This window comes from Leisingera aquimarina DSM 24565 (assembly GCF_000473165.1).
Taxonomy (GTDB): Bacteria; Pseudomonadota; Alphaproteobacteria; order Rhodobacterales; family Rhodobacteraceae; genus Leisingera; species Leisingera aquimarina.
Genome location: NZ_KI421504.1, coordinates 172,225 through 185,444 on the forward strand (window position 1 = coordinate 172,225; position 13,220 = coordinate 185,444).

Genomic DNA, 13,220 nt, shown 5'->3' on the forward strand with positions numbered 1-13,220 from the left:
ATGTTCTGCCATATGCGCCTGTCTAAGCTGTTGATCCCGGGCCTGGCCTTTGCCGCCGCTGCCGGGCTGAGCCTTGTTGCCGCCGGATTTGCCGTCACCGCTGTAGAACGGAGCACAGAAACGGCTGTGCGCCGGGCTCTGGATGATGGCGGTTACACCTGGGCTGAGGTGACTGCCGACGGTTTGCAGGTGCTGCTGGAAGGCACCGCTCCGGATGAGGCGACGCGGTTCTCGGTCAAATCACTGGTCGGCACGGTTGTCGATGCGGCGCGGATCCTCGACGGCCTCGAGGTGCCGCCCGCCGATGGCCTGGCACCGCCATGGTTCTCTGCCGAAATTCTGCGCAATGACAGCGGCATCTCGATTATCGGGCTGATCCCCGCAGGGTCCGGCCGCACGGCGCTCGTCAAGGAGCTTGAGACGCTGGCAGGCCCTGAGAACGTGGCCGATCTGCTGGAAACCGCAAAATACACAATCCCTGACGGCTGGCAGGAGTCTATGCTGTTTGCGGTGGAGGCACTGAAGCTGCTGCCCCGTGCCAAGATCTCGGTTGCGGCCGGGGAGGTCTCGGTCACCGCCATTTCCGACAGCGAAGAGGCCAAGGCCCAGCTGGAAGAACAGCTCGGCCGCAAGGCCCCTCCCGGCATGCGGCTGGCGCTCGATATCGCGGCACCGCGCCCGGTGATCACCCCCTTCACCCTGCGCTTCCTGCTGGGACCGGACGGCGCAGAATTCGATGCCTGCTCCGCCGAGAGCGAGGAAAGCCGCAACCGCATTCTGGCCGCCGCCCGCAAGGCCGGGCTGCAGGATGAGGCGGATTGCGTGATAGGCATGGGCGTGCCCTCTCCCAACTGGGCCCGCGCGGCGGAACTGAGCATTGCAGGCCTGGCGGAGCTTGGCGGCGGCGCGGTGACCATCGCCAATGCGGATATCACCCTGGTCGCCGCAGAAGGCACCGAAAACGCGCTGTTCGACCATGTGGCCGGCGAGCTGGAAAACGCCCTGCCCCGGGTCTTTGCGCTGCATGCGGTCCTGCCTGTACCGGAAACCCAAGACGCCGGCGGCATCCCTGAATTCACTGCGACACTCAGCCCCGAAGGCCAGGTGCAACTGCGCGGACGCCTTACCGATGCGGCACAGCGCACGGTTGCCGACAGCTATGCCAAGGCGCGGTTCGGGTCGGACAACGTGCACACAGCCGCCCGTGTAGTCGCCGACTTGCCTGCGGATTGGCCGGTGCGGGTGCTGGCCGCACTGGAAGCGCTCTCTTATCTGCAGCGCGGCGCGGTCACTGTAACCCCTGGCAATCTGGAACTGCGCGGCATGAGCTACCGCAAGGACGCGCCGGCTGAGATTGCCCGCTTCCTTTCTGCCAAATTGGGCGAGGCTGACACCTACGGCCTCGACATCACCTATGAAAAGCCGCCCGAACCCAAGGACAAACCGCTGCCGCCGGAACTGTGCGAGGCGCAGCTCGCCAGCGCCCAGAGCGAGGCCAAGATTGCCTTTGAACCCGGCTCGGCCACCATCGCGGCACAAAGCACTGGAACCATGGACCGGATCGCCGGTGTACTGGGCCGCTGCGGCCCGGTACGGCTGGAAATCCAGGGCCATACCGACAGCCAGGGCCGCGAGGCGATGAACCAGAACCTGAGCCAGGCGCGAGCTCAGTCGGTGCTGAACGAGCTGCGGGCGCGCCGGGTGGTCACCTCCACCTTTGCCGCCAAGGGCTATGGCGAAAGCGAGCCGATTGCTGACAACTCAACCGAAGACGGCCGCGAATCCAACCGCCGTATTGAATTCAAATTGATCCGCCCTGCGGCCGCGGAAGACGCCGCCGGGACGGGCAACGGCGAAGAAGCCGCCGAAAGCGCAGAAGACGCACAGGAGACCACAGAGTAATGAACAGGACAGAGTTCATCATCACCACCGCGATCATCCTGTTCGCGGCCTTTGCCCTGGGCTGGTTCGCCAATTGGCTGGTGCACCGCTTCACCCGTGTACGGCAAAGCGATGTGGCCGACCTCGACCGGATGAGCCAGGAGCTGCATGAGGCGGAGGAAACCCGCGATCAGGCGATCACCTATTTGCAGCAGCGCGAGGCGGAGCTGACCAACCAGCTGACCCAGACCGAGGCCGAACTGCGGGCTGCGATGGATGGTTTGCGCGAGGCCCGCCGTGAGGCCGAAGAGCTGCGAAACCAGATCCCCCACTGAATGCTTGCAGAGGGCGGAGCACTCCCGCGCCTGCAGCCCGCGCTGGCTGCGCCAGCACCGTCTGAGCAGTCTTGGGCGTAGCGCCGTGCTGACGCACGGCGGTTGCCTTCCTGCTGAGAAGGCCTGGATGGGCAAGTCTGCCCATTCAGACAGTTTTCAATTGTCTTTGAATTAGGCGCGTCAAGGACAAGCCGCTTCGCTGGGGCCTGCGGCCTCCTTGGCCCGCCGCCGCTTGCAACCGGGCTGCGCCGGGCAACGCCTGGTGCCGGACCCAACAGGCAGGGATCATCTCTTGATGATTGAACACTTGGCAGGAGCCCCTGCCTCCGGTTCTGCGGGTCACCAGCGCTTCAGGGCGTCCTCGTCGGCATCTTTGGCCGCCACCCAATCAGAATCGCCGCTGGCCAGGATTTCCTTTTTCCAGAACGGCGCGCGGGACTTCAGATAGTCCATCAGATATTCCGCCGCCTCAAACGCATCTTTGCGGTGGCGGGCGGCGGTTGCGACCATCATGATGCGCTCGCCCGGAGTCAGGCGGCCATGGCGGTGGATGACCAGTGCATCCGCCAGCGACCAGCGTTTCATGGCCTCTTCCGCGATGGCCATCAGCGCCTTTTTGGTCATGCCCGGATAATGTTCGATCTCCATCGCCTTCAGCCCGCCCTGATCGGCATCCCGCACCACGCCGGTAAAGGTCACTACGGCGCCGGCGCCCTGGACGCCGGCCGCAAAGGCGTCGCTTTCGGCACCCAATTCAAACGGGACATCCTGAACCGAGATCCGCACAGCTTCAGCCCCCGGTCATCGGCGGAAAAAAGGCAACTTCGCGCACCCCTTTCAGCGGAGCATCGAACTCAGACAGCTCTTGGTCCAGCGCCACCCGCAAGGCAGAGAGATCAGCAAAGGCAGCCGCATAGCGGTCTTCGCGTGCGCGTAGCTCCTCTACCAGGTCCGCTACGGTGGCTGCCGACGTCTCCACCCGCTCGCGCGGCAGGCCGATGCGTTCGCGCACCCAGGCGAAATAGAGAATATCCATCAATGGGCCTCCTTCAGATGCGGTAGTGCCTTGCGCAGGTAATCAGCGCCAGTCATCAGGGTGAGCGCTGCAGCAATCCACAAGAGCCACAAGCCCAAGCGCCCAGTCCAGATCACACCTGCCTCCTTCCAGCGTAGACCGAACAGATCTTCCATCTCTCCGGCGATGATCTGGGAGTAGATCTGATCATCCATGCCGAACGATGACATCACCAGGTAATGTTCAAAGATCCCCTGCGAAAACAGCGTAGCAATTGCGATCATCTGTGCGGTGGTCTTCCACTTGGCCAGCTTGGTCACTTTCAGCGTGCCGGCCGTGTCGCCTAGATATTCGCGCAAGCCCGAGACAAAAACCTCGCGGAACAGGATCACCGTGGCGGGCAGCACCAGCCAGGGGGTCCAGTGTTCAGCAGCATAGCCCACCAGGATCATCAGCGCGATCACCACCATCGCCTTGTCGGCGATCGGGTCCAGCATCGCGCCCATCTTGGTTTCCTGCTTCCAAGCCCGTGCCAGGTAACCGTCAAACCAGTCGGTCACCGCCGCCGTGACAAACAGCAGCAGTGCAAACCAGTCCGCATAGGGACGGGAGAAATACAGAAACATCACGGCCAGGCCAGGCGCTGCGACGAGCCGCATCAGGGTGAGGATATTCGGCAGGGTCCACTTCATGCCGCGCACATTATCCGGCTGTTTCGCAAGAGGAAAGCGGGCTTGATCAAAATTCGGCGATGGGCGGACCGGAATGGGCCGCAACAACCTGCGGCACCTGCCCTCCGACGCACGCGGGCCGTGCTCCGCTCACCCTATGGACGCGTCCAGCAGCGCGCCCTTGGTTTCGCCGTGATGGGTGGAATGGTCAAACTTCCGGTGCACCTCGTTCAACCGGTCCCGGTCGATAAAGATATGGTTATTGATTTCCCGCATCAGATCTTCCTTGGCCAGTTTCAGCGCCTCTGCCTCGGTATCTGCCAGCCCGGTTCCCTTCAGCTTGTTCAGCTCCTTTGCGATTTTCTCGCATTCCTTCTTGGCCTTATCCACATGCTGCGCCTCATGGACCAGACAGCACGCATAGAACCGGTACCATTCAATCAGCGCCCGCGGCGACAAGCCGCTGACAGACCGTTTCGGGCAGCGCACCGTCGGGTGCAGGACCAGCTTCAGTGCCGAGACTTTGGCCTTCACTTCAAACCAGCCGGTTTTCTTTTCGATCTTGGGCTTGCCGTCAGCCGCATATTTGCCTTTGGCGGTCAGGCATTCCAGCTCGGTTGCGGTCAGAAACGCCACCTTCTTATTATCGTTTGGGTCCTTCGGCCCCTTGCTTTTGATGCTCTTGGCTATGTCCGGCAGAGTTTTGCCGGACACGGAATAGGTGTCGTAAACAACAGATTTCATGGTCAGGGATACAGGCATAATTCCTCCGGGCAGTAAAAAGGCTGCCCCCCGGAAATAGCACGAAACCGGCCCGCCCCAAAACGCCGGACCTACCCCAGCGCGTGGAAGTGGTCGTAAATCCGCTCGGCCAAGGCTTCGGAAATGCCATCCACCGCCCGCAAGTCGGCCAGATTGGCGCGGCTTACAGCCTTGGCACTGCCGAAATGCGCCAGCAGCGCGCGCTTGCGGGAGGCACCGACGCCGGGCACCTCGTCCAGTGGTGTCGTGCTCATCGCTTTGGCGCGTTTGGCGCGGTGGGTGCCGATTGCGAACCTGTGCGCTTCGTCGCGCATCCGCTGGATAAAATATAGCACCGGGTCGTTGCGCTGCAGGGCAAAGGCCCGTTCACCGGTGCGGTGGAATTCCTCCTTGCCGTGGTCGCGGTCGACGCCTTTGGCCACCCCCACCATCGGGATATCCTGCACGCCGTGTTCTGCCATGATCTCAGCCACGGCGGAAACCTGCCCGGCACCGCCATCGATCAGCAATAGATCCGGCCACAGGCCCTTGTCCCGGTCCGGATCCTCTTTCAACAGGCGCGAAAAACGCCGGTTCAGCACCTCCTTCATCATGCCGAAGTCATCGCCCGGCACCAGGTCATCGCCCTTGATGTTGAACTTACGGTAGGCGTTTTTCAGGAACCCTTCCGGCCCCATCACGATCATGCCGCCCACCGCATTGGTGCCCTGGATGTGGGAGTTGTCGTAGACCTCTATCCGCTGCGGCGAACCTTCAAGGCCAAATGCCTCGGCCAGCCCCCGCAGAAGTTTGGCCTGGGTTGCGCTTTCGGCCATACGGCGGGCCAGGCTTTCGCGGGCGTTACGCACGGCAAAGGCCACCAGCTCGGTTTTTTCGCCGCGCTGTGGCACCAGCAGTTCCACCCTGCGCTCAGCTTTCTCGCTCAGCGCCGCTTCCATCAGGTCGGCGTTTTCAATGGCATCCGACAGGATCAGCTGCCGCGGCGGCTCCTTGTTGCCATAGAACTGGCCCAGGAACGCTTCCATGACCTCGGCCGGGCTGTTGTCCGCATCCACCCGCGGGTAGAAATCCTGATTGCCCCAGTTCTGATTGGCACGGATAAAAAACACCTGCACGCAGGCCTGGCCGCCGTCCATATGCAGGCCGATCACATCCGCCTCGGCCACGCCGCGCGGGTTGATGCCCTGGCTCGACTGCACCTGGGTCAGCGCTTTGATCCGGTCGCGCAGGGCAGCGGCGCGCTCAAACTCCATCGCTTCGGAGGCCGCCATCATCTGCTCGGCCAGCTCCTCCTGGATCTTGGTGGACCGCCCGGACAGGAAGCGCTCGGCGTCGCGCACGCTGCCGGCATAATCCTCTTCGCTGATAAGACCGGTACAGGGCGCGGTGCAGCGCTTGATCTGATACTGCAGGCAGGGGCGCGTGCGGGTCTCGAACATCGAATCCGAACAATTGCGCAGCAGGAAGGCCTTCTGCAGCTGGTTCAGCGTCCGGTTTACAGCACCTGCGCTTGCAAAGGGGCCGAAATAGCTGCCCTTCTGCTTTCGCGCACCGCGGTGTTTCTTGATCTGCGGAAAGGCGTGATCCTTGGCCACCAGAATATTCGGGAAGCTTTTGTCATCGCGCAGCAGCACGTTGTACTTGGGCTTCAGCTGCTTGATCAGGTTCTGCTCCAGCAGCAGCGCCTCGGTTTCCGTCCGCGTGGTCAGGAACATCATCGAAGTTGTGAGCGCGATCATCCGCTCGATCCGCGGGCTGTTGCCGGGGCGGCTGTAGTTCGACACCCGCGCCTTGAGATTGCGCGCCTTGCCCACATAAAGCACCCGGCTGTCGGCATCCAGCATCCGGTAAACACCGGGCGAAGCATCCAGTGTTTTGAGGTAATCCTGGATCACGGCATAGCCGGTTCTTGGCGTTTCGGCGGGCGAATCCGCGGGGGGGGCAGCGGGCTGGTCAGTCATGTGCCCAGACATATGATTCCCCGCCGCTGGCTGCAATGTTTGCCTGCCCGGATCAAGTGCGGGGAAATCCACCGAAGCTGTGGATAACTACGGAGATATCTTTGGGCTATCCCGCCTTTTCCCTTATAATTTGGTGGTTTTGGACGAATGCTTAAAAATTAGGCGATTTGATAAGGCGCTGTTTTTAGTGATAATTTTTCACCACCCCTGTCAAGGTTTTGAAAACAAAGACACTTTTGTAACGCTTCCGTAACGGCACCTGAACCGGTGCAAAACTTTTGGGGAAACGGACGTTTTCGCCCCTGTTTGCGTCACTCCAGCCCGTCACTGTCCGGGGTCTGCCAGCCCAGGTGCTGGCCGCCATCGGCGCAGATCATCTGCCCCGTGACCGCCTTGGCCTGCAGCAAATAGGACAGGGCCGCGGTGATGTCTTCGGCATCCGCGCCCCGCTGCAGGATGGTGGCTGCGCGCTGGCGGGCAAACTGCTCCTGGCTTTGCCGCGGCCCCTGCAAAGTTGGCCCTGGTCCGATGGCGTTGACCCGGATCTGCGGCGCCAGTGCCTGCGCGGCTGTCTGCGTCAGCGTCCACAGTGCTGACTTAGCCAGTGTGTAGCTCATGAAGTCAGGCGTCAGTTTGCGGACCCTTTGGTCGATCATGTTGACCGCCAGTCCCCAGGCACGTGGCTCACCGCCGACATCCCGCACCAGCGGTACCTGCTGCGCGGCCATTGCCTGCAGCAGCACAAACGGTGCCCGCAGATTGCTGTCCAGATGCCGGTCCCAGCTGTCCCGCGTGGCGCTGGACAGCGTGTCACGCTCAAACACCGAGGCATTGTTGACCAGGCAAGTGACCGGCCCGCCCAGGGCCTCAGCCGCGCGGGGCAGCAGAGCCTGGGTCTGATTTTCATCCAACAGATCTGCCTGCAGCACCGCGGCGGACGGCCCCAGGGCACGGATCTGCCGTGCTGTGTCCGCGGCCTCCTCCGCCGAGGACACAAAATGGACGGCAACGTGATACCCGCGCGCGGCCAGCTCCAGCGCCATCGCCCGGCCCAGCCGCTTGCCTGCTCCGGTCACCAATGCCCGCATCTGCGCCTCCCCGCTGCTGTTGCAGGGAAAGGATTAGAACAGGACGATCATATAAGCCAGATAGAGTGCCGTAAGAAAAACGCCCCAGATACGGGTGATGTCCTGTTTGAAGAAGACAAAGGGGACCAGCAGCAGCGAGGCCCCCAGCATCACCCAAAGATCAAACTGCAGGAATTCCGAATCCACACTGATCGGGCCGATAAATGTCGCGATGCCGATGATGGCCAGCAGGTTGAACATGTTGGAGCCGATAACATTGCCCAGCGCCACGTCGGCCTGCCGGCGCATTGCCGCCATCACGGTTGTCGCCAACTCGGGCAGCGAGGTTCCGACCGCCACCAGGGTCAGGCCGATCACGGTTTCGCTGATTCCGTAGGTGCGGGCAATGATGGTAGCGTTGTCGACCAGCAGGTCAGCCCCCAGGGGCAGGCCAATCAGGCCCAGCAGCAGATAGGTGCAGACGCGCCAGTAAGGCATGTCCGGATCAGCTTCCTCGATCTCTTCCAGGTCTGCATCGGCGGCACAGCCTTTGCCGTTGCGCCGGTGATTGCGCGCTTCGCGAAAGGCTATTCCGAGCACAACAGAGAGCGCAGCCAGCAGGATCAGGCCGGACCAGACGGTGAAGGTGCCGCAAAAGGCAAGACCGATGAACAGCACCGAAGCTGCCAACATAAAGACATAGTTTTTGCGGGTGTTGCACTCGCTGGTGTGCAGGGCCCGCATCAGCGCGGGAATGCCAAGCACCAGCAGGATGTTGGCGGTGTTGGAGCCAACCACATTGCCCAGCGCGATCCCATCGGCACCTTCGTGCACCGCACTGATGGCAATCAGCAGTTCCGGCGCCGAGGTGCCAAAGGCCACGATCGTCAGGCTGACAATCAGCGCAGGCACCCCCAGCCGCAGGCTGAGGTTCACTGCCCCGCGCACCAGCGCATCGCCTGCCAGCAGCAGGATCACCAGCCCCAGAGCCGAATACAGCCATGGCATCATTTGCCACGATCTCCTTTTTTGCAGGCACAGGGACCCTTGCCGATCCGGAAACGGCCGCAGGAGGGGCAGCGCCGGGAATTGATCTGTTTCTGACCGGGAAAGCGCAGCTTGCCGAACATAGCAAGAACTGCCATCACCACCAGAAAGAGCGCAACGATCTTGAACAGCACGTCAGAGCCCGAAACGCGCGTATTCGGCGCGTTCCTCGATCTCGGCCAGTGCATCCTGGGCAACCTGCATGCCGAAACGGCTGAGCAGCGGTTTCTTGAGCCCGTAGCGGCGGAAGCGGACCTTCTCGCCGAAACGCTCCTGCATCTTCGGCTTCATATGGCCGATGCCATCTATCAGCCCCAGCTCCTCAGCCCGCCGGGCCAGCCAGATTTCACCAGTGAACAGGTCCTCTCCCGGTTTCAGTTTCAGCCCGCGGCGGTCAGTGACATGATCAATGAAGTTGGCATGGATGTCGTTCAGGATCACCTTAAGACGCTGCACATCCTCGGGATTTTCCGGACGGAACGGGTCCAGCATGGATTTGCTCTCACCAGCGGTATAGACCCGGCGTTCCACCCCCTGGCGGGCCAGCAGCACATGGGCGCCAAAGCCCGCGGAGATCACCCCGACCGAACCCAGCACCGAGCTGGCATCAGCCCAAATCTCATCTGCGGCGGCCGCCAGCCAGTAGCCGCCGGAGGCAGCAACATCCTCAACAAAGGCATAGACCGGAATGTTCAGCTCTTCTGCAAGGCGGCGGATGCGGGCACCGATCAGCGAGCTTTGCACCGGCGAGCCGCCAGGGGAGTTGATCTCCAGCGCTACCGCGGCAGGTTTACCCTTGCGGAAAGCACGCTCCAGCACCGGCGCCAGCGCGGCATCGCTGAGCGAGCCGCGGCCCGGCATGCCGATCGCGCCATTGAGGCGCACCACTGCCACCAGGGGCTGTCTTTTCAGGAAAAGCAGGCGAAATCTCATGGCGCCGATGTAGAGGGCCGCCCGGGGTGAAACAAGGTGCGTGGCCCGGGGAATTGGCGTGAAATGCAAAAACCGCACAGCCGCGGGCAAAATTGCAACGCTGCCCTGCGCCAGTCAAATGCCCGGAAATGCTCCCACCCGTCAGGTCAGCAGCTTGCAGCTGCCGCCTTCCCGTTGGGCCGGGCGCCGCGCTGCCGCGCGGCGCATGACGCCGACGAGAGTACTTGGCCTTGTCCAGATCCGCATATCAGGCCCGGATGCGCCAGCCGGTTTTGAATATCCACCAGATCACTGCCACGCAGGCCAAGGTAAAGCCGCCAATTGCACAGAGGCTCAAGAGCACCGGCACATCCGCCTGACCGAAGAACGCCCAGCGGAAACCCGAGACCAGGTAGACCACCGGGTTGAATAGGGTGATGGTCTGCCAAACCGGCGGCAGCATCGAGATTGAGTAGAAAGAGCCGCCGAGGAACACCAGCGGTGTCACCACCAAGAGGGGTACCAGCTGCAATTGTTCAAAATTCCCCGCCCAGATACCAATGATAAACCCCATCAGCGAGAAACTGAGGCACGTCAGCACCAGAAACGCCACCATGGCTATGGGATGCTGGATGTCCAAATCCACAAACAAGGAAGCCGTGCACAGGATCACCACGCCAATGAACAGCGACTTGGTGGCTGCGGCCCCGACAAACCCCGCGACCACCTCAAGGAAATTGATCGGCGCCGACAGGATTTCGTAGATGTTGCCGATGAACTTCGGGAAATAGATCCCGAATGAGGCATTGGAGATGCTCTGGGTGATCACCGACAGCATGATCAGCCCCGGCACGATAAAGGCCCCGTAGCCGATCCCGTCAACTTCCTGGATCCGGCTGCCGATGGCGCTGCCGAAGACTACAAAATACAGCGATGTGGACAGCACCGGCGAGATGAAACTTTGCAGAAAGGTGCGCCAGAACCGCGCCATTTCCGCCTTGTAGATGGTCGCGACCGCTGTCCAGTTCATGCTGCGTCCCCCTGAACGTCGTCTGCCGAAGCCCCATCCCCCGAAACAAGCCCGACAAAGATATCTTCCAGGCTGGATTCCCGTGTCTGCACATCCGCCAGCACCAGCCCGGCCTGCGCGACGTCATTCAACAGCGTGGTGATGCCGGTCCGTTCGGCCCTTGTGTCATAGGTGTACAGCAGCGCCCCGCCGCCATTCACCAGCTGCAACTCATGCTGCGCCAGCGCGTCAGGAATGGCTCCGACCGGCGCAGTCAGCTGCACCTCCAGCTGCTTCTGCCCCATCCGGGCCATCAGCTGCTCCTTCGCTTCGACCAGCAGCAATTCGCCGCCGGTGATCACACCGACCCGGTCCGCAATCGCTTCGGCTTCCTCGATGTAGTGGGTGGTCAGGATGATTGTGACGCCGCCGGCCTTCAGCTCGTCCACGATCTCCCACATGTCCCTGCGCAGCTCAACATCGACACCTGCAGTGGGTTCATCAAGGAACAGGATACGCGGATCATGCGCCAGCGCCTTGGCAATCAGCACCCGGCGCTTCATGCCGCCGGACAGCTCCATGATCTTGGCGTCCCGCTTTTCCCACAGCGATAGCTTGCGAAGAATGTCCTCGATCCGCGCCGGATCGGCAGATTTACCGAAAAGCCCGCGCGAAAAACTGACCGTGTCATGCACCTTGGCAAAAGGCTCCAGGGTGATTTCCTGCGGCACCAGCCCGATCAGTGCACGGGCGGCGCGGAACTCTGCCACATTGTCGAAACCGCCAACGCTGACACGGCCCGAGGTCGCGGTAGTGATGCCGCATATCGTTGAAATCAGGGTCGTCTTGCCTGCGCCATTGGGGCCGAGCAGAGCTAGAATCTCGCCTTCTTCAATGTCAAGCGAGACGCCTTTCAGCGCCTCGAAACCGCCGTCATAGACCTTGCGCAGCTCGCGGATGGACAGGATGGGCGCCATGGTGCCTCCGGCATGTTGTCAAATCCTGGCCACCCTAACGGCGGCGTGCCGCGTCTGCCAGCCCTCGCCTTGCAGACGCGCCTGTGCGCCTGCGCAGAGCTGATCGGCTGGCTCAGCCGCGGCCTGTTACCTTGCTGAACCAGCCCTTTTTTCCGCTGCCTTCCGGGGCTTCGCCGTCAGCCGGGGTTTCCCCGTCTCCTTCGGCCTCCTCCTGCGGTGCCAGATGCGCCTGCAGATTGGCAAAAAACTGATCCGCCATCTTTTTGGCAAACCCGTCGATGATGCGGCTGCCAAGCTGTGCCAGCTTGCCGCCGACTTTGGCTTCCACCTCATATGACAACAGCGTGCCGGATTCCGACGGCGCCAAAGTCACAACGGCCCCGCCCTTGGCAAAGCCGGCCGCACCGCCTTTGCCTTCGCCGGAAATGGTCAGCGTTTCATTCTCTGCCAGATCCGACAGGGTGACCTGCCCTTTGAAGGTGGCTTTGACCGGGCCGACTTTCTGGGTGACGGTGGCCTCGAACCCCTCTTCCGGTGTGCCAGTGACCTCCTGCGCTCCGGGCACACAGGCCTTCAGCACCTCCGGCGTCAGCAGCGCCGCATAGACGGTTGCGGGATCGGCGGCAATCTCCTTCTGGTCACTCATCTGCATGGGCTAGGCCTCCCTGACGTTCGTTTCCGGTTCCTTTCAGACCTAGCCGCACCGCAGCCCCCTGCCAAGCCGGCTATTGGCTGGCACTTCTGATCCGCATCTTTCAGGACGGCACAAGACGCGCAAATGCCGTACCGTCAATTTTTGTGATTTTATCTTGATGTCGAGATTTATACGCGCTATCTCGACATCAAGATAAAACATGGAGCATACAATGAAGATCATCATTTTCGGTGCCACCGGCGATGTGGGCAGTGCAGCCGTTAAGGCCGCAACACAGCGCGGCCACCACGTCACGGCGGTGTCGCGCGACCCTTCGGCTCTTGCCGCAATCAGCCCCTTGGTCACTCCGCTGCCTCTGGATCTGCTGGCGGACCCGCAGGCCGCGGTTACCGCAGCGAAAGACCATGATCTGGTCATCAGCGCCCTGCGTCCACCGACCGGCCGTGAGGAGGATCTGGTTCCGCTGACCCGCACCGCAGTGCAGGCAGCGCGTCACGCCGGCGTTCCTGCCCTGGTGACCGGCGGCGCGGCCTTGCTGAAACTGGCGGATGGCAGCGGCCATACGGTGCTGACCGCGCCGGGCTTCCTGCCCGAAGACTCCCGTCTGATTGCCGAAGCCTGCGCGGCGCAAGACGCCATGCTGGAACAGGAAACCGGCGTGGAATGGACCTGCCTGCGCCCGCCCGCGCTGCTGACAGAGGGTCCGCTGACCGGCCAGTACCAGCTTGGCACCGATACGCTGCTGACGAATGCGGCAGGTGTTTCGCAGATCTCCTTTGCGGATTTCGGCGCTGCGCTGCTGGATCTGGCTGAAAACCGGCACCATGCCAACCGAAGACTGACTGTTGCCTGGGGCACTCCCGCCCCTGCCCTGACGGCCGGCTGACGCCGGTCCTTGGGCCGCTGAAGCGCTGCAGCGGCGTCTGTG

The 13,220-nt window shown here is 62.1% G+C and carries 13 protein-coding genes and 1 pseudogene; 3 read left to right on the plus strand and 11 right to left on the minus strand.

The window, feature by feature from the left end; genetic code table 11:
* Positions 1-12: 12 nt before the first annotated feature.
* Positions 13-1,902, plus strand: a complete 1,890-nt coding sequence (locus AQUI_RS0104695; protein WP_027256481.1) for an OmpA family protein — start codon at positions 13-15, stop codon at positions 1,900-1,902.
* Positions 1,902-2,216 carry a hypothetical protein gene (locus tag AQUI_RS0104700; protein WP_027256482.1) on the plus strand — a complete coding sequence of 105 codons (315 nt, stop codon included), beginning with the start codon at positions 1,902-1,904 and terminating at the stop codon, positions 2,214-2,216. Before AQUI_RS0104695 ends, AQUI_RS0104700 begins: the two co-directional genes overlap by 1 nt.
* Before the next feature lie 339 nt (positions 2,217-2,555).
* Here the strand turns inward: AQUI_RS0104700 and AQUI_RS0104705 are convergent, their stop codons facing one another.
* The 11 genes and pseudogenes from AQUI_RS0104705 to AQUI_RS0104760 form a co-directional block, all read right to left on the minus strand.
* Positions 2,556-3,002 carry a molybdenum cofactor biosynthesis protein MoaE gene (locus AQUI_RS0104705; protein ID WP_027256483.1) on the minus strand — a complete coding sequence of 149 codons (447 nt, stop codon included), beginning with the start codon at positions 3,000-3,002 and terminating at the stop codon, positions 2,556-2,558.
* Positions 3,003-3,006: 4 nt separating this feature from the next.
* Positions 3,007-3,252: a molybdopterin converting factor subunit 1 gene (gene moaD, locus AQUI_RS0104710; RefSeq protein ID WP_027256484.1), complete on the minus strand. Its 246-nt coding sequence runs from the start codon at positions 3,250-3,252 to the stop codon at positions 3,007-3,009.
* Entirely contained in the window at positions 3,252-3,923 is a 672-nt protein-coding gene (pgsA, locus tag AQUI_RS0104715; protein WP_027256485.1) for a CDP-diacylglycerol--glycerol-3-phosphate 3-phosphatidyltransferase, read from the minus strand. Before pgsA ends, moaD begins: the two co-directional genes overlap by 1 nt.
* A 129-nt stretch (positions 3,924-4,052) precedes the next feature.
* Positions 4,053-4,664 carry a DUF922 domain-containing protein gene (locus AQUI_RS0104720; protein ID WP_027256486.1) on the minus strand — a complete coding sequence of 204 codons (612 nt, stop codon included), beginning with the start codon at positions 4,662-4,664 and terminating at the stop codon, positions 4,053-4,055.
* 71 nt (positions 4,665-4,735) lie between these two features.
* Positions 4,736-6,637, minus strand: coding sequence for an excinuclease ABC subunit UvrC (gene uvrC, locus AQUI_RS0104725; RefSeq protein ID WP_425411809.1), 1,902 nt, complete (start codon positions 6,635-6,637; stop codon positions 4,736-4,738).
* A 299-nt stretch (positions 6,638-6,936) separates the two neighbouring features.
* Positions 6,937-7,716, minus strand: a pseudogene (locus AQUI_RS0104730) (SDR family oxidoreductase); the annotation flags it as partial.
* A gap of 30 nt (positions 7,717-7,746) precedes the next feature.
* Entirely contained in the window at positions 7,747-8,703 is a 957-nt protein-coding gene (locus tag AQUI_RS0104735; protein ID WP_027256489.1) for a calcium/sodium antiporter, read from the minus strand.
* A 171-nt stretch (positions 8,704-8,874) separates the two neighbouring features.
* Positions 8,875-9,672 (minus strand): S49 family peptidase, encoded by a 798-nt coding sequence (locus AQUI_RS0104745; protein WP_027256490.1) that lies wholly within the window; start codon positions 9,670-9,672, stop codon positions 8,875-8,877.
* Between the two features lie 247 nt (positions 9,673-9,919).
* Positions 9,920-10,681 (minus strand): ABC transporter permease, encoded by a 762-nt coding sequence (locus AQUI_RS0104750; RefSeq protein WP_027256491.1) that lies wholly within the window; start codon positions 10,679-10,681, stop codon positions 9,920-9,922.
* A complete protein-coding gene (locus tag AQUI_RS0104755) occupies positions 10,678-11,637 on the minus strand; it encodes an ABC transporter ATP-binding protein (RefSeq protein WP_027256492.1) in 960 nt (319 codons plus the stop codon). The genes AQUI_RS0104750 and AQUI_RS0104755 overlap by 4 nt, the downstream gene beginning before the upstream one ends.
* A 112-nt stretch (positions 11,638-11,749) precedes the next feature.
* A complete protein-coding gene (locus AQUI_RS0104760) occupies positions 11,750-12,289 on the minus strand; it encodes an SRPBCC family protein (protein WP_027256493.1) in 540 nt (179 codons plus the stop codon).
* Positions 12,290-12,503: 214 nt separating this feature from the next.
* On the opposite strand from AQUI_RS0104760, the gene AQUI_RS0104765 reads away from it, so the two are divergent.
* A complete protein-coding gene (locus tag AQUI_RS0104765; RefSeq protein ID WP_027256494.1) occupies positions 12,504-13,178 on the plus strand; it encodes an NAD(P)-dependent oxidoreductase in 675 nt (224 codons plus the stop codon).
* Positions 13,179-13,220: the final 42 nt, after the last annotated feature.